Source organism: Brevibacillus sp. JB24b, assembly GCF_051713385.1.
Taxonomy (GTDB): Bacteria; Bacillota; Bacilli; order Brevibacillales; family Brevibacillaceae; genus Brevibacillus_B; species Brevibacillus_B laterosporus.
On record NZ_JBNVQV010000001.1, the window covers coordinates 2,313,209 to 2,331,100 of the forward strand.

The following is a 17,892-nucleotide window of genomic DNA, read 5'->3' on the forward strand; positions in this document are numbered from 1 at the left end:
GACATGAATCAAACACAAACACAGGAGACTTTTTTACAGCGATTATATCATAGTCACTATATAGTACAGGACCACCGTGTTCATGGCGTTTGTGCTGTTCCAGGTTTAGCTCTAATGGATATGATTTATCGTGTAGCTGCTATTTATTTAGATAAACAGCTAATTGAGTTGAGACAGGTCTTGTTCAAACAGCCCATAGTGACATCTGAACATTTTGACAAAAATATTTATGTTACGTTTTCACCTTTGGATTCTTACTGGAAAGTAACGATTACCAGTCAGAAAATAAAAGATGATGTGGTTATTGATCAGCAAATGGAAGTGAATATGGAATGCTTCTTGTATGTCATGCAAGATGGAAATAAACCTCAAACACTTGATGTACAATCCTTTATGAGTCAATCAAACAAGCAGTGGGATATGGATCAAATGTATGATTTAGTGCGAAAAACGAAAATTCACCATGATACATTCATGAAAACGGAAGGTACGGTGTATCAATGGGGGCATAAGGAATTAATGGAGCTTAAGCTCAGTAGCCTAGCAGAATCCTACCTAGATAAATTTTATGCCCATGCCGCTTTTTTAGATGGATCATGTTTATCTGGAGCATCTTTTATGGTCACCGGCATGCAATACAATATTTTTCAGGAGAATACGCCTTATATTCCATTTATGCTTGAACGGTTTTGTATCTATAAGCCTCTTCCCAACAAGGTTTATACGTATACAGAGCAAACCGCAACTCATGGAAAGATATCAACTGCGCCAGATGTTGTGTCTCGTGATATTACTATTTTTAATGAAGGGGGTGATGTACTTGTCGAATATAATAGATTTACTGTAAAACGAGTTAGGGAACCACATCTCATAAAAAAATTAATCGAAACGCAACCCATTCATACCGATACAGCTCGTCCAATTGAGCGTTCACACGAGCAGATTGAGGTAATCCAGCAAGAGGAGATCATCCACCAAGGAAGAGATAGTCCGCACCTAGCCTCTATTCAAATGTACTTGAAACAAGAAATAGCAAACGTATTGAAAATAAATACAAATAACGTGCAAACAAACACAGGCTTTTATGAGCTGGGACTAGATTCTACACAATTGCTAGCACTTGTAAAGGTCTTGGAGAGCCAAGTAAAGACAGCACTGTATCCAACACTGTTATTCGAATACTCGACTGTGGAAAGCTTATCTCAATATTTGCTCGACCATTTTGAACAGGCTTTTGTAACAGAACCTAGTACAAATAAACCTTATCAATCACGGGTGGATTTGATTCATTCATACTTACAACAAGAAATTGCCTCTGTATTAAAAACAAATCCTACAGACATCCAGTTGCATACAGGCTTTTATGAATTGGGATTAGACTCCACACATTTAATAAGCTTTGTTAAAGTCCTAGAGAAAAAAGTAGAGGCACCCCTGTATCCAACACTGTTATTTGAATATTCAACTGTTGCTAGTCTATCTGAATATTTGCTAGAAAACTGGGGGGCATCTTTTTTAGCTGGCACTGGTATAGATACAGAAGTAACAGCTGTGTCGTCTGTGACGAGCAAGCTACAAGACAAGCAAGCTACTGTGCTTTATTTTGAACGATTCTGGGAAAAGCTTGGGCTGAAGAAAAATAAACCTGCCGAGATGAGCCGCCAGCATATTGTACTCCTCTTTCATGATATGGACTTACAAGCTGAATTGAAACGGCAATTGTATGTAGAGACAGTGTTGGTTTTGAAATCAGATAAGGTCGAGAGTGTCGATCAATTTGAAGACAAATGCAAGCAATGTTTAGGACACATTCAAGCACTGTTACAGAGCAAACCTGCAACGGAAATTCTGCTTCAGATTGTAACCGGTTCAAGTGAGGAAGATAAATACGCTAATGCTTTAGAAGGAATGCTCAGGACAGCTTACCTAGAGCAACCAAAAATACACAGCCAGATCATATATATTGAGCATCTGATTGAAACCCCTACACATGAAATCACTGCCTTGCTTGAAAAAGAGGCACGTTGTCATGAGAAAGGGATGGCCAGCATTCAGTATCGAGGTAAGGACTTCGTTCGGTATGTTCATCAGCTAAAAGAAATGAATACCACAGGTAACCGCCTTCCTCATTCTGTGATGGAGCATGGTGTATACGTAATTACGGGCGGTCTAGGTGGCTTAGGATATTTGATTGCAAGTCATCTTGCGGAGCAGGCGAATTGTAAGCTGGCTTTATTAGGACGTTCTAAGCTGGATGAGAAGAAACAGCAACAAGTATATCGCTTACTGGAAATGGGAGCGGATGTACGTTATCTGGAGGTTGACTTATGTGAGAGCACAGAAACAGATCAAGCTTTTCAGTCCATTAGAGAAGAGTTAGGACCGATCACAGGTATTTTCCATTGTGCTGGCGTGATTAAAGACCGATTGCTCATTCACAAAACTACCAGTGAATTACAAGCTGTGCTGTCACCTAAATGGAGAGGGACGTGGAATCTAGATCAGGCCACTCAGGATGATGAACTGGAATTTTTCGTTCTCTTTTCATCCGTTTCAGCCATTATGGGAAATGTAGGTCAGGCTGATTATGCTTGCGCCAACGCAGCTATGGATTTGTTTGCTTTCGAACGGCAAGAACAGGTAAACATCGGCAAGAGATGTGGTCAAACCTTTACAATTAACTGGCCACTCTGGGCAGATGGGGGTATGCGGCTCGAAGAAGACTTGTTACAAATGACTACCGCTTCGACAGGGCTGTCTGTATTGCCAAGTGAAGAAGGATTAGCAGCATTGGATCATTTATTATCACAAAAAAGCACTCAAAGCATCGTGTTATATGGTGAGGAACGTACCATTAGGAACCAGATACAAAAGCTGAACGCAGTAAGGAGAGAACAAGAGGATGAAACGGCTAGTACAATAACGAGAATTTGCTTAGATCATTTTACTTTTCCTGAAGATCTGAAAACGTATTGGAGTAACATAAAGGCTGGACAACGAATCATTAGACATAAATCGAATGTGGACGAGGTTCGGTTATGGATGGAACAAGGAAACGATATACAGCATTTACTCATTCGTACCCAAACCTCAAGGCAGATTGAAGTTGTTATCTGTGGAAAAGGCAAAAAAATTGTTCTATTATTCTGCGGTTTCGGTTTAACCGCCTCCCAATGGTACTACCAAATTAAGGAGTTAAGAGAGGACTATCAATTCATTATTATCCACCCGCCAGGGGTAGGATTAAGTGAAGATAATGGGGATCTTTCTTTTCACGGTATTTCCAATACGGTACATGAAGTATTAGATATCCTACAAATCTCTTTACCTCTTTATGTGATAGGAACTTCTTGGGGAGGAATGATTGCCCAAACCTTTGTAGCGAATTTCCCAGAAAAGGTTGTTTCCTTAACACTAGTAACAAGTTTCTGTGACATGAACCAATTATGGGATGAACAATCCTTAAAAGATGCATTCAAACTTGATTATTATGTTAATTATCGACAAGGTGCGTATGAGCTGATTCAAGATAGCGAATTTGTAAATCCTGTTGTCCTACAATATAACGATATTGAAAAACAAGGTAAATTGAATACACACGGTATCCTAGAAAATATTTCTGTACCAACATTAATCGTGTCAGCTAAAAAAGACATCATGGGCTTTTATTATCAAACGAATCAATTAGTAACGAAAATACCACGTGCTACATTAGTCGAGATAAACGGTGGTCATGGATGCAATATCACTCATTATGAGGAGTTTAATCGCATTTTGCGCCATTATTTACAAGAACAAGAATAGGGGATGGTTACATTGGTGAAAAAAACTGTGGTTAAAACGTATCCTTTGTCAAAAGTGCAGAGTGTTTTTTATCAACATTATGCCTTGCTTCCTGATTCCTATGGAAACAACGAAAAAGTGCTTTATCGTATACATTCTCAGATAAATATAGATGTAATGAAGGAAGCCTTCTTACAAGTGATCAAGCGACATGAGATGTACCGCACCAATTTTATTATGGAAGATGAGCCGGTACATAAAGTGTACGAAGAAGCGATTTTGGATTTTGAGGTGGTGGATGCTAGCAACTGGCCGGAAGAGGCAGTAGCACAGTTTTTGAGTGAAGAAACCTATCGTCCCTTTCAGTTAGATGAAAACCCTCCCTTTCGAATTAGATTGTTCCGATTTTCAGATGATGATTTTATTTTACTTTTAGTGTGGCATCATGTTGCTGTAGATGGATGGTCGGCTTCTCTTACAATCGATGATTTTGGATTATTATACAAGAATTTATTGGAAAAAAATGAGTTTGAACTTACTCCGATCAGAAGACAGTTTTCAGACTTTGTTGCAGCGCAAAACGAAATGCTAGAAAGTTCAGAAGGACAAAAACAGCGTTTATTTTGGAAAGAAAAGCTGGCAGGGGAGCTACCTGTTCTGAAGCTTCCGGCTGATCGAGATTTTCCTGAGATTCGGACCTATAAAGGAGGAACTGTATCGTTTCGTCTTGAGAAAACATTGAGCGATAACGTTTTTACTTATTGTCAACAAAAAGATACCACTCTGGATCGGGTTCTTCTGTCTCTATATTTTGCTTTTTTACATGGTTATTCACAGCAGGAAGAAATCGTAATTGGAACACCTAGATATGGGCGTGCATCGACAAGTTATTATAATACGTGTGGAGTGTTTATCAACTTAATCCCATTGCGAATGAAAATGCCAAAAGATGCAACATATGCTGAGCTGGTACGTTTTGTTGATGAACAAATTAATCAGTGTCTTGACTATCAAGATTTTCCTATGACACTTATGATGGAGGATCAGGATATAAAAACCGGTCTAACACCTCTGTTCCAAACTTGCTTCTCCATTCAAAAGTGGCCTAGGCAAAATACGACGTTTCATTTTGGGGATTCCACACATGAGATCAACTTACATGGATTACAAATGAATCACTACTATACAGAAAAGAAAATTTCGAAATTTGATCTTGCTCTGTATGTGGAGGAAGATCGGAAGAATGGGATTTTACCCATATTTGAATACAATGCCGATATTTTTGATAAAGAAACGATAGAGAAGGTAAGTCGTATTTTCATGAAATTCATTACGACTGTCATTGATGATGATCAGGTGAAAATTTCCACCTTATGTTCATTCCTTCAAGCGATTGAGAGATAGATGAGGAAGCATACGCACATAGAGAGGATAGGTTGAAAATGAGTCAAACAACCCTTTTAGAAATAGATCAAAAACAGCATAATCAACAAAAAATTACATTAACAGGTAACGATTTGACCATAGCAGATGTTGTTCATGTAGCAAAAGGTGCCTCTGAATCATCTACTTTCCTCATTTCAGAAGAAGCCATAAAGCGAATTGAAGAATGCAATGAATTAAAACATGAAATTATTAATAAACAGTATCCCATATATGGTGTTACGACTGGCTTTGGCGACAGTGTGCACAGACAAATTTCTGGTGAGAAAACCTGGGATTTGCAACGAAATTTAATCAGATTCCTATCGTGCGGAGTTGGTCCAGTAGCAGATGAGGTTGTGGCAAGGGCAACTATGCTCATACGCACGAATTGCTTGGTGAAAGGTAATTCAGCTGTACGCATGGATTTGATTCACCAATTAATAGCCTATATGGAACGAGGACTTACTCCAATTATTCCTGAGCGTGGCTCAGTTGGAGCGAGTGGTGATTTAGTTCCATTAAGCTATATTGCCTCTATACTAGTTGGAGAAGGAAAAGTCCTGTATAAAGGGAAGGAGTGCGAGGTAGCGGAAGCACTGGAAGCTGAGGGACTTATGCCTTTAACATTGGAAGCCAAGGAAGGACTTGCTTTAGTAAATGGGACCTCTTTTATGTCTGCCTTTGCTTGTTTAGCTTACTCGGATGCAGAAGAAATCGCATTCATAGCCGATATTTGTACGGCTATGGCTTCAGAAGCATTGCTAGGGAACCGGGGACATTTTTATTCATTCATTCATGAACAAAAACCGCACCTAGGTCAAATGGCAAGTGCAAAAAATATTTACACCATGCTAGAAGGCTCTCAATTATCCAAAGAATATTCGCAAATTGTAGGGAATAATGAAAAGTTGGATTCGAAAGCTTATTTGGAATTAACAGAGAGTATCCAGGATCGTTATTCAATCCGCTGCGCACCTCATGTTACGGGCGTACTGTATGACACATTAGATTGGGTGAAAAAATGGCTAGAAGTAGAAATTAATTCAACAAACGATAACCCGATCTTTGATGTGGAGACGCGTGAAGTTTACAATGGTGGAAATTTTTATGGCGGTCATGTCGTACAAGCTATGGATTCGTTAAAAGTAGCGGTTGCCAATATTGCAGATTTGCTAGATCGACAATTGCAGCTGGTGGTCGATGAAAAGTTTAATAAGAATTTGACCCCAAATTTAATTCAGCGTTTTAACAGTGATCATTATGAATTAGGATTGCATCATGGATTTAAAGGGATGCAAATTGCAAGTTCTGCCCTAACAGCTGAAGCTTTGAAAATGAGCAATCCAGTCAGTGTGTTTTCACGTTCTACTGAGGCTCACAATCAAGATAAAGTGAGTATGGGTACAATTTCATCACGTGATGCACGTACAATTGTAGAATTGACTCAACATGTAGCGGCGATTCATCTCATTGCACTTTGTCAGGCGTTAGATTTACGAGGCACGAAAAAAATGTCACCAAAAACCACAAAGATTTATAACATGATTCGAATGCATGTGCCTTTTGTGGAACGTGATAGAGCATTAGATGGAGACATTGAGAAAGTTGTTCAGCTTATCCGCTCTGGAAATCTAAAAAAAGAAATTCAAGATCAAAACGTAACTTCACTTGAATAAAGGTAATGATGAGGTACAGAGAATATTTTTTGAAGCTAGTTATTATAAGCGTATTTGTAAGACTTCCCAGCAGGTTTGGGGAGTCTTTTATTTACAGCAGGACTTGCAAAGTGAATTGAATTTCTCATATGATACAAGGGCATTATATTTTTTAACAAATAGAAATTAGGTGAATATTTATGTTCAGGCACATTTCAACAGTTGGCGTATACGTGGAAGACCAACAAAAAGCATTAGCCTTCTGGACAGAGAAAGTGGGATTTACCGTGTATGCTAACTTTCCTATGGGACCTAAAGCGACATGGATGGAAGTAGGACCAGAAAAAGCCCAGACGCGTCTCGTTCTTTATCCAAAAGCAATGATGAAAAACTGGGCAGAATTAAAACCCTCCATCGTGTTTGAGTGTGATGATATTTATAAAGTGTGTGAAAACCTGCAAGCAAAAGGAGTAGACGTTGACAAACCGAATGAAATGGAATTTGGTATCTTTGGTTTTTTCAGAGACGAGGATGGCAATCAATTCGGTTTAAAGCAGTCAAAATAAGTTCTGCTTGTACCAAAGCGAACCCAACGAAAAAGAGGGTTCTTTTTTTCTTTAGTAAAAATCCTTTGACAAGTAAACGCTTTCAAATTACAATTGTAAGCAATCAGAACAAATGTAATGAGGTGAGCGATAATGAGCTTGTGGGAAGCACTCATACTATTTTTCATTGGAATGTGGCTCTGCCAAATTTACTTAACACTCCGTCAGATGAAACATTATCGTCAAAGCATACATGAGATGAGACAGCAAAGCACTGGTTTTCTGGGTGTTGGAGTACAGAAAAGCAGATTTTCGATTGGCTCCGTTGTCATACTTACTACGGATCAGAATGGAATTATTACTAGATGTAAGAGAATGACGGGAGTAACTGTTTTTGCTACTTTTAAAGAAATACCTGAGCTGATCGGGAAGCAGCTAGAAGATTGCTACCCTACTACTCCTGTTAAAGCAGAAGAAAAAGCATTAGAAATAGCTATTCAACAGATTGACCTACAACGAAAAAAGCTACAGATACCTCAGACCTCACTCCCTTCCACGAAAGACATGGAGGGCGACGCTCAGTCAATACCTACATTAGATTACACCTATAACTCATAAATAGCTTTTACGCAACGGAAAAGTAAAAAAATAAACTAGAGATCATTACTTGGGTCATGGGCCGAGTACATGCAGAAGATGCATGACTCGGCCTTTTTTATTCATCAACAAAGGTAGAAGCTCGGTTATTCCGAGTAACTAATATAACTTGTTAGGGGGTATGGCTATGGATTTCTTTATCCATCTGGCTGAAGGGTTTATTGGAATGTTTAATGAAGGAGGGAAAACATTTGTTGGTTTAGTAACAGGTATTATTCCTACGCTAGTTTGCCTGATTACAGCAGTAAATGCATTAATCAAATTTTGCGGTGAGGAACGAATTGCACGCTTTGCTCAAAAGTGTACAGGCAATATTGTGTTACGGTACACCGTATTTCCCATCATGGCGATGTTCTTTTTAACCAATCCGATGGCGTATACCTTTGGACGGTTCTTAAAAGAGGAACAAAAACCAGCCTTTTACGATTCCGCCGTCTCGATGTGTCATCCAATCACCGGTATGTTTCCACATGCAAATCCTGCTGAATTATTTGTTTACATGGGAATTGCTACAGGCATTCAACAGCTAGGCTACACGTTAGGGCCAATCGCTATCCGTTTTTTTATTGTTGGTGCAATCGTTATCCTGATTCGAGGTGTGCTGACAGAGTATATCACAAAGATGATGCTGAAACGCAAAGCTCAACAAGCAGGCGTATAGAAGAGGAAAGGGGAAGGGTCAATGAAAAAATACCGTGCCGTACGTATTGTCAAGGGCTCTGGCGGATGGGGAGGTCCACTTACCATTCTACCAACCGATGAAAAGAAATATATCGCTAGTGTAACAGGGGGAGGAATTCATCCTGTAGCGAACAAGATTGCTCAATTGACTGGTGGTATTGCTGTAGATGCTTTTAACAATAAAGTGGAACCAGATGAAATGGCTTGCGTGGTCATTGACTGTGGTGGAACGGCTCGTTGTGGTGTATATCCTCGCTTAAACGTAATGACTGTTGACATCACGGCAACCTCTCCATCTGGACCGCTCATTCAATTCATTAAAGAAGAGATTTTCGTTTCTGGTGTACGCGAACAGCATATCATGGAAGCCGAAACAGCAACGCACGAAGCTGAAGTGGCTTCAGCAGCAGAGATAGGAAATATAGATACGAATAAGACTCAGGCTTCGTTGTCTCAAACAGATAAAAGTGCTAAAGAATTAAAAGATGAAGCCAGAGCAAAAGTAGCCCAAATGAAAGCCGGCAAACAACCGAATTTTATTGAAAAAATTGGTCGTGTAATGGGTGGAATCGTTAATGTTTTCTATCAAGCTGGTCGCGAAACGATTGAACAGGTTATCAAAAATATATTACCGTTTATGGCATTTGTGAGTACACTCATCGGCATTATCACCTATTCCGGCATTGGGGATGTGATTGCAAGGTTTGTTTCCCCGCTTGCTGGAAACCTTGTTGGGCTATTGTTATTGTCGATCATCGCGGCTTTACCATTTTTATCCCCAGTCTTAGGACCAGGTGCAGTGATTGCCCAAGTGGTTGGGGTTCTCATTGGGGTCGAGATCGGTAGAGGAAATATTCCTCCACAACTTGCTTTGCCAGCGTTATTCGCTATTAATCCTCAAGTAGGGTGTGATTTCGTGCCAGTAGGACTTACTTTAGGTGAAGCGGAGCCAGAAACGATCGAGGTTGGGGTGCCAGCCGTCTTAATTTCCCGCTTATTTACGGGTCCACTTGCTGTTATTATTGCTTATTTATTCAGTTTTGGTCTTTATTCAGAATAAAAAGATCGATTGTGAACAGATAGAAAACTACACAGATAATGACGTGAAGGGGAGAAACCAATGACAACATTACTAGAAGCGAAAGCTACAAAAATTGGAGAATTGGTTGAAAGCTTTTTAACAGAAAGTACGCTGATTATTTTTAATGACAATGTTCCAGACGAATTACATGATATCGCTGTCCTACACACCAGAGCTGAATTGTTTGCACCCGTACAAGTAGGCGATTCGCTGGTTGTTGGAGATAGAAAGTATAGGATTACAGCAGTAGGAACAACAGCTAATGAAACGCTACAAAGCATGGGTCACTGCACGATTAAGTTTGATGGAGAGTCAACCCCAGAGTTACCAGGTACCATTCATGTGGAAGCAAATGAGTTGCCGGTTCCTGTTATTGATATAGTCATTGCATTTGTACGTTACTAAAAATCCGTTCCCAAAACCAAGGAGGAGAAGTATTATGCTAAACATCAATAGAAAACTAGCACAGTTGGCAAAAGATGGAGGCTCTATCAAGGTAGGTTTGGTTGGAGCAGGGCAGATGGGGCGTGGGTTGATTTCTCAAATTGAGTCTATGAGGGGTATGCGAGTGGTTGCTACAGCTGATATTGCACCAGAAAACGCAGTGAATGCCTACACAAAGGCAGGGGTGAAAAGTACCGAGATTTATGAAACGGAAGATAACGACAGAGCAGATCAGGCCATCAGTCAAGGGAGTGTAGTGGTAACGAAGGATGCCTCTCTTATTACCAGTCTTCAGGAAGTAGATGTGATAGTTGATGCTACAGGTGTTCCTAATATCGGTGCTAAAATTGCATGGGATGGTATTATGAACCGCAAACACGTCGTGATGTTAAATGCAGAGGCAGACGTGACTGTTGGACCGCTCCTTTCAAAAGTGGCTAGAGCGGCAGGGCTGGTCTACACAGGTACAGCAGGGGACGAGCCTGGATGTATTATGGAATTACATGATTTTGCAGATGCATTGGGATTTGAGATTGTTGCGCTAGGAAAAGGAAAAAACAATAAAGTGAACTACTTTGCAAACCCAGATACGGCACGTGAAGAAGCATTACAAAAAGGCTCCAGTCCGAAGATGATTGCTTCTTTCCAGGACGGGACAAAGACGATGGTAGAGATGACATGTGTAGCAAATGCAACTGGATTTATTCCAGATATCCCAGGCATGCATGGGGTAAAATCAGGTGTGAGAGAGCTACCAGATCTCTTCCGCTTACAAGAACATGGAGGAATTTTGCATCAACATAAGATTGTTGAGTATGTTGATGGAATTGCTCCAGGTGTGTTTGCCATCATTACCTCTGATAAAGAAGAAGTACACCATGAGATGAAATATCTAAAAATGGGTAATGGTCCCCATTATGTATTATATCGCCCGTATCATCTATGTAGTTTAGAAACCCCGCTTTCTGTTGCCAAAGCTTATTTAGATCAAGAGCCAACGATTATCCCTTATTATGGTTCCGTAGCTGAAACGGTGGCAGTAGCTAAAAAAGATTTGATGCCTGGTGATGCATTGGATAGTATTGGGGGATTCACTGCATTTGGCCGGATCGTAACAGCTACAGATAAACAGCGGATGGGTGCATTACCGATCGGCTTAATTGGCCCTCATATCCGTCTTAAAAAAATCGTGAAACAAGGCGAATATATTACGTATGACGACGTAGAGTTTATGGAAGAAAACATGATCTTACACCTACGTAACATGATGGACGCACAGATGTAAGGAGTGCTTATAAAATGCCCGCTGTCAAGTGAGATAGCGGGCATTTTTGTATCTAAGAGCATTACACTCTGCCAGTTTTAAGCCATTTAGCCCAATCATCTCGTCCATGCTGGCTAGCTGCTCTGGCTGCACGGTCCCAATCATATGGTACTTCAATATGCTCGACGGACCAGCCTCTTGCTTGATGGGTCAGGATAGCGTATTTGGCGTGAGGAGAGCATGATTCCATCGCATGTGGGACAGGTGATTCGTCGGTATATGCAGGTAACCCTACACTTCCTGGGTTTACGATTAGTTTTCCACTTGGTAGCATTACGGTACGTGGAATATGGCTATGACCACATAGGAGGACAGAATAATGAATGGAAGCGAGTGAACTTTCTAATTCTTCTGACGACCTGGTGCCCACGCTGCCATCTTTTCTTATTTCCTCTACTAAATAGGTCTCATCTGAAAAGGGAGTACCATGACATAATAAGATGGAATCACGCCAAATATTCGTTGCAGGAAGACTCTGTAACCAGCTAATTTGCTTAGGAGTGATTTCTTTTAATATAGAAGGTGCATGGGTTGATAACGTATGATCTTCAAGTGATTCCCATAAAATTCGATCCTGATTTCCAGAAATATGGATCATATCACGATTTTGTAATAGATCGTAGGTACGCTGTGGGTCTAGAGGTCCTAGCAATGTATCTCCTAAATTAACAATAGCATCTACTTGACGTTGGTCCAAATCAGTCAGAACGGCGTCCAATGCCCATGCATTTCCGTGTATATCTGCTAGGATGGCAAGTTTTGTTTGTTCTAGCATACAATCACCTCATCCTTTACCATACTGCATAATAAAGCAGACGGCAATAATGCTCCGTCTGCTTTCTCCTTTTGATAACTATTTTTCCATTAAAGTGAAGTTGTTTATAAATGCTCTGGGTGATGTCTCATACCATTTCTTGATTTTATTTCCCTTATTATCAAACTCGTAAACCGTGTATAGTGGAGGATCTGCTCCATCAAAATTTGCCTAACATGTCATTTCTATTTCTTGTAATATAATGTTGCTAGATCATGTGTGAGTAAATATAAAAGCTTGGAGAATGGAAACTCCAAGCTTTTGGATGTGGGCTAGCTATATTTTTAATCCGTTGTTTTGTGCCTTTTTATTTTACGAACTATCCTTGTTTGACTGATTGTTTCATAGTAAAATTGTCGCTTTTTTCGTAGTATGATCAGCAAGAAATGAAGTACCAACAAGGTCTGGTACAAGAAGACCACGACAAAAATCATAATGTAGAGTAGTGGATAATAGGATAAGCTAGTTGGCAATCCATTGAGTATAAAATAGCCCACGGAAGTAATCGCGATGTTCCCGATATACAGGGTAACGTTTCGTTTTGCGATATCTTTTATTGTTAACTTCTCTCGCGCGGTAGATACAAGACGTAGACGCAATAGCCATAGTCCAATGGTTTGTCCTTTGCATAGATAGGTTATTCCAATAAAGTAAACGATGAAGCAAGTAAATGTAATCAATGGATACTGAAATGTCGAATTGCTCCAGTTCGTAGAAGATGTATCCTTTATAAACAAGGCTGTAAACAGTGATGTTAGCTGTTCTACGATCAGGGAATCAATCAAAAAGGCAAGCAAACGATGTATGTAGCCAACAGGTTTTTCGTCCAAATTAATCCCTTGATCTAATTGGTCTTTAGGTGGAAACATGATTAGTAAGAATGGTGCAAGGAAAAATCCTGTTACGGCACCAGTGGTATTAAGCATCAAATCATCAATATCAAATAGACGATATGGACAAGTATAAAAGCCATAGAGGGCAGTTAGCTGCGTTAATTCAAAAAAGAGTGATGTTATAAAGCCTACACCTAATGCAAACTTCCAACCTTTTTTAAAGAAATAACGTACATAGACACCTAATGGCAACAATAATAGAAAATTAAAGGCTGCTTGCAAGAAGGCACGTTCTCGTAAAGCTGACAAATAGGTAGCTGGTTTGGACCATACGAGGTTGGTTTCCTTGAGAAAGTCTTGTACAAAGGAAAATGGCCGTAAATTGTAATAAACCGTTCCCGGTGATTGAATCGAACAAGTATCGATGATGTTCGGTAAAGGAAGAATCACCAGAAAATAGGCACATAGTGCATAAAATAAAAAGGATGACAGGAAAATGACGCGATACTTATTGATGTAGCCATAGCGTCTATAGCTAAAGATCATATAAGGAACAGTCAAGATGAAGGCTACAAAGAGAAAAATAAATAATGCAGTTTGAATTGGTACGAGATAGGCTCCCATTTTGACACTCCTTAGATGATTTGATAGAGGAAGTTTGTAGGTAGGTACTCCCAATTCTCATTTTAACAAAAAAAACAATATTTGAATCGTATACTTTTGCAACTCCAGAGAAAAAAGTGTTAGTCAGCTTTTGTGTAAGTAATCTTCGGAAATGATATAAAAATAAATACTAATTCAAATAAAAAAGCCTTGAAGTCTTGGAGAGATTCAAGGCTGGTACATATCGATTGCTCTATCACATATTTCATTTTTAGGATTATGGAATGCTTTGTGTTTTTTGTCTTTTTTGTCCTAAAAAGGAAGTACCAATAACACCGGCTACAATCATGACTGCTCCTACATAGTGGTAATACCCAAGCTCCTCGTGTAGAAAAATGACCCCAGCTAGCATAGAGATAAGTGTTGAAAGATTGTTAAATACGCTCATCTTGGTAGCTTCGATTTTAGATAGTACGTAATTGGATAAAAAGGCAGTGCCGACAGAAGACAGGATACTGAGATATAGTGTAGCCAATAAAAACCGCATATCAGCCCAAGGTGTAAAAAAAGCTGAAATTGTGCCATTGCTCAAGTGCTGGGACAGAGAAAGTACGTTAAAACAAACAAAACCCAATGACATCATGATAAAAGTTAGCTCTAAGGGCCCCCAGATTTTTGTTAAAGAACGTGCTAGTACACTGTATGCTGAAAATGAAAGGCACGATAGCATGATTAGCAAGGTTCCCATTCCAGAAAAGTGAACAGAGGAGCTTCCTTTCATTACAAAGATAAAAATGACCCCAGCAACAGATAGAAAAAGGGAAGCTTTTTGCCAACCGCTAGATCGCTCCTGTAAAAATAGGGATGCGATCAGTAACGTAAAAATGGGAACAGTTGCTTGGATAATGCCTGCCTCTGAAGAAGAGGTGTATTGCAATCCGAATACCTGGAGAACAAAGAAAATCGCTGGATAAAATAAGGCCAGTGGTATAATCCGTTTTAAATCAGTCCATTTGAATCGAACAGGTATCCAGCCGCATAATACTGGAATTAACATAACGACAAATGAGATTGTAAAGCGATGAGCAATTACATCTAACGGTGTGGAAATCTGCAAGGCCAATTTTACAAAAAGAAATGAAAAGCCGATAATGATGCTGTATACGATAGCCGCTATATAAGCGCTGAATACTGACTGGGTTTGCATGACAATCATCTCCTGAAAATAATTCTCGGCCGATATCTACACTATAGCGAAGGAGAAAAATCGTCACAATGGAAAGAACCCGCAACTGTACCGGTACAGTTTAGTAAGGAAGGTGTCCCTTTTGCGCAAATATATAGAGATTGTAGCTGACCTAGAAGAACGTATCCTTGGGGGAGAAATAAAGCCTGGTCAAAGACTACCTTCTATCCGACAGCTGTCAGAGACCTATCAATGTAGTAAGAGTACGATTATCCGAGGTTTTGCCGATTTAAAAAGAAGACACCTTATTTATTCCGTCCCACAAAGTGGCTATTATGCGGTTGGACGAAAAGATCCCGCTTCAATAGCAGACTCTAAATCATTCGTGGATTTTTCGTCTGCTGCACCTGATCCAAGCGTGTTTCCTTATCTTGATTTTCAGCATTGTATTAACAAAGCGGTAGATACCTATCAAGACGATCTTTTTAGGTATGGAACGGCACAAGGATTACCCACTTTGTTGCGATTATTGCAAAAGCAACTACAGTCCTATCAGGTTTTTACAGACGTTCAGCACCTATGTATCACCTCTGGAGTTCAACAAGCGCTTGCCATTTTGGGTCTGATGAGCTTTCCGAATCACAAACAAAAAGTATTGGTCGAACAGCCTACATACCATTTGCTGATTCAATTATTAGAATTACATCATATCCCTACGCTCACCATTAAAAGAACTGCGTCAGGTATCGATTTTCAAGAACTAGAGAGGCTTTTTCAGCAGGAATCAATCAAGTTTTTCTATACGATGCCACGCTTTCATAACCCATTAGGCACGTCATATTCGCAGAAGGAGAAAAAGCAAATCGCCTATTTGGCACAAAAGTATGATGTGTATATCATTGAGGACGATTATCTTGCAGATCTCGAACATGACACGAAGGCTGACCCGATCCATACTTATGCGCATTCCCATGTTATCTACCTCAAAAGCTATTCTAAAATCTTATTTCCCGGTTTACGAGTGGGCGTAGCGGTTATTCCCGCACCGTTGCAGGAGGCCTTTTATGCTTATAAAAAACTAATGGATATTGATAGCTCTATGCTGTCCCAAGCCGCACTAGAAATTTATGTAAAAAGCGGCATGTTTGATAGACATCGGGAAAAAATTCGTCTGTCCTATACAGGGAAAATGGAGCAAGTAAATAAGGTTTTTCGCAAATGGCAACAACATCAGGGTGTGGTTGAAGCCCCGCTAAATGGTGGTGTACACACGTATATCAAGACAAGGGCGCGAATGTCAGAAACCAATGTGAAAACGAATCTGCTCAAACGAGGAATTATCATAGACACCATGGATCGTTACTATATGAAATTTTCCGAAAAAGAGCTATTATGGCGAATCAACGTTTCTTATGTTGAGGAAACTCGGATAGAGAAGGCGCTAGGCGAGGTTGCGGAGGTTCTTCAATTATAGAGGTGAAATAATGATAACAAGGTGTCTTGAGGTTACTGATAGCTTCAGATGTAGCCCTCATTTTCTCAAAAACTTATTCAAAAATGAAGCTTATGGAAGGAGACTAAGACATGGCCATTATACAACTTACATCATCTAACCCAGACCTATCCTTCATTTTAAAAAAGAATCCAGCATCTGGTATGCAGATCAGGAGTATGCGAAAAGGCATAAGCTATGGCTGGTATGCAAGCCCAACCACATATGCAATCTATTTTCAGGATGCAGATCACGAGGTATCCTATCGCAAAGCAAAAGAAAACTCGTATGGATATGTAAATGTATCCCGCTACAATAGTCCAGTATTTCCACTCAATGCAATTAACGAATATTTTGGTACAGTGGTTAAAAATCGTCATGAAAAAGATCGAGAAGGCTATCAACACGAATGCAAGGTTTCGTTGATTCATATCGATATGGCACACTATGTATCCTTTTTTGACCAGTATTTTGAAGGGTTCAGCATCGAAATAGAGCCACTTGTTCACAAAAGCTATCAATTGACGATTCGCACTTCTTATAGTCTACATGAGCTGTTGATGTTTGCTAGCTTATTATTTTTATTTTTAAGCCTATTAAGCGACGAGTATATGGATGTAACAGATAGTATTATCGTAAAATATATTGATTATATTAATAAACTTGATGCTCCATATTTTATTCGTTATTTATTTGCACGAAACGTAGTAACCGACCGCAAATTGTTTCAAAAATATGGGAAAGAATTAGAGAAATCCAACCGCCATCAATTGAAGCTACAGTATGGTGGAACTGCAATTCAACGTCGAGATGCGATCAAAGGCAAGCTGTCTTTTACAAGAGCAATTGTTGATATTGGGTCGGGAGAGGGTTTCTATGCCATTCCATTTGCTAAAAAAATTGAGCCACAATTCTACTGTGCGATTGATATTTCGGAGCATGCTTTGTCAATTATAGATAAAAAAGCACAGCAGGCTGAACTAGCAAATGTGTTAACCTATCCATCTTTAGACTCTTTTTTAATGACGTATGAAGATGAGCCTGTTGATGTCATTTGTACCGAAGTGATTGAACATATGTCAAAAGAAGAAGCAGAGGTTTTCCTCCAGCAGATGCTTACTCAGATTGCCTTTGAAACCTGCATTATTACCACACCCAATGCTGACTTTAATCAGTTTTATGCCTTGGATAAATATAGACACGATGATCATAAGTGGGAAATGAGCACAGAGGAGTTCCAGTGCTTTATAGAACCTCTGTTAGGGGATCAATACATATATCACTTTTTCCAAATAGGCGACTTAGTGGATGGTATCTCTATCACGCAAGGCGTACATATTTTGCGTAAGGGAGAGGAAGGGGCTTGAAT

General features: G+C 39.7%; 14 protein-coding genes. 11 read left to right on the forward strand and 3 right to left on the reverse strand.

Going from position 1 to position 17,892, the window contains the following annotated elements:
- Nucleotides 1–3: 3 nt before the first annotated feature.
- The 9 genes from ACQV1I_RS11315 to ACQV1I_RS11355 all read left to right on the forward strand — a co-directional run bounded on the left by ACQV1I_RS11315 (nucleotide 4) and on the right by ACQV1I_RS11355 (nucleotide 11,556).
- The gene (locus ACQV1I_RS11315; protein WP_438769211.1) at nucleotides 4–3,804 is read left to right on the forward strand and encodes a type I polyketide synthase; all 3,801 of its coding nucleotides are present in this window, start codon (nucleotides 4–6) and stop codon (nucleotides 3,802–3,804) included.
- Between the two features lie 3 nt (nucleotides 3,805–3,807).
- On the forward strand, nucleotides 3,808–5,187 hold the full coding sequence (locus ACQV1I_RS11320) for a condensation domain-containing protein (protein WP_116334393.1): 1,380 nt from the start codon (nucleotides 3,808–3,810) through the stop codon (nucleotides 5,185–5,187).
- Nucleotides 5,188–5,225: 38 nt separating this feature from the next.
- On the forward strand, nucleotides 5,226–6,884 hold the full coding sequence (locus ACQV1I_RS11325; protein WP_116334392.1) for an aromatic amino acid ammonia-lyase: 1,659 nt from the start codon (nucleotides 5,226–5,228) through the stop codon (nucleotides 6,882–6,884).
- Between the two features lie 179 nt (nucleotides 6,885–7,063).
- Entirely contained in the window at nucleotides 7,064–7,429 is a 366-nt protein-coding gene (locus ACQV1I_RS11330) for a VOC family protein (RefSeq protein ID WP_116334391.1), read from the forward strand.
- A 132-nt stretch (nucleotides 7,430–7,561) separates the two neighbouring features.
- On the forward strand, nucleotides 7,562–8,026 hold the full coding sequence (locus ACQV1I_RS11335) for a transcriptional regulator GutM (protein WP_236645820.1): 465 nt from the start codon (nucleotides 7,562–7,564) through the stop codon (nucleotides 8,024–8,026).
- A gap of 166 nt (nucleotides 8,027–8,192) precedes the next feature.
- Nucleotides 8,193–8,726, forward strand: coding sequence for a PTS glucitol/sorbitol transporter subunit IIC (srlA, locus tag ACQV1I_RS11340; RefSeq protein WP_018671097.1), 534 nt, complete (start codon nucleotides 8,193–8,195; stop codon nucleotides 8,724–8,726).
- Between the two features lie 21 nt (nucleotides 8,727–8,747).
- Nucleotides 8,748–9,806 carry a PTS glucitol/sorbitol transporter subunit IIB gene (gene srlE / locus ACQV1I_RS11345; RefSeq protein WP_116334390.1) on the forward strand — a complete coding sequence of 353 codons (1,059 nt, stop codon included), beginning with the start codon at nucleotides 8,748–8,750 and terminating at the stop codon, nucleotides 9,804–9,806.
- A gap of 60 nt (nucleotides 9,807–9,866) precedes the next feature.
- Complete coding sequence (locus tag ACQV1I_RS11350) at nucleotides 9,867–10,232, forward strand: PTS glucitol/sorbitol transporter subunit IIA (protein ID WP_116334389.1); 366 nt, start codon at nucleotides 9,867–9,869, stop codon at nucleotides 10,230–10,232.
- A gap of 34 nt (nucleotides 10,233–10,266) precedes the next feature.
- A complete protein-coding gene (locus ACQV1I_RS11355; RefSeq protein ID WP_116334388.1) occupies nucleotides 10,267–11,556 on the forward strand; it encodes an NAD(P)H-dependent oxidoreductase in 1,290 nt (429 codons plus the stop codon).
- 61 nt (nucleotides 11,557–11,617) lie between these two features.
- On the opposite strand, the gene ACQV1I_RS11360 is transcribed toward ACQV1I_RS11355, so the two are convergent.
- The 3 genes from ACQV1I_RS11360 to ACQV1I_RS11370 all read right to left on the reverse strand — a co-directional run bounded on the left by ACQV1I_RS11360 (nucleotide 11,618) and on the right by ACQV1I_RS11370 (nucleotide 15,052).
- Nucleotides 11,618–12,370 (reverse strand): metallophosphoesterase family protein, encoded by a 753-nt coding sequence (locus ACQV1I_RS11360; protein WP_018671093.1) that lies wholly within the window; start codon nucleotides 12,368–12,370, stop codon nucleotides 11,618–11,620.
- A 323-nt stretch (nucleotides 12,371–12,693) separates the two neighbouring features.
- Nucleotides 12,694–13,866, reverse strand: a complete 1,173-nt coding sequence (locus tag ACQV1I_RS11365) for a VanZ family protein (protein ID WP_116334387.1) — start codon at nucleotides 13,864–13,866, stop codon at nucleotides 12,694–12,696.
- 256 nt (nucleotides 13,867–14,122) lie between these two features.
- Complete coding sequence (locus ACQV1I_RS11370; protein WP_116334386.1) at nucleotides 14,123–15,052, reverse strand: DMT family transporter; 930 nt, start codon at nucleotides 15,050–15,052, stop codon at nucleotides 14,123–14,125.
- A gap of 121 nt (nucleotides 15,053–15,173) precedes the next feature.
- Here ACQV1I_RS11370 and ACQV1I_RS11375 point away from each other — a divergent pair, with 121 nt between their 5' ends.
- On the forward strand, nucleotides 15,174–16,505 hold the full coding sequence (locus ACQV1I_RS11375; RefSeq protein WP_116334385.1) for a PLP-dependent aminotransferase family protein: 1,332 nt from the start codon (nucleotides 15,174–15,176) through the stop codon (nucleotides 16,503–16,505).
- Nucleotides 16,506–16,615: 110 nt separating this feature from the next.
- Nucleotides 16,616–17,890: a methyltransferase domain-containing protein gene (locus ACQV1I_RS11380; RefSeq protein ID WP_116334384.1), complete on the forward strand. Its 1,275-nt coding sequence runs from the start codon at nucleotides 16,616–16,618 to the stop codon at nucleotides 17,888–17,890.
- Nucleotides 17,891–17,892 lie beyond the last annotated feature (2 nt).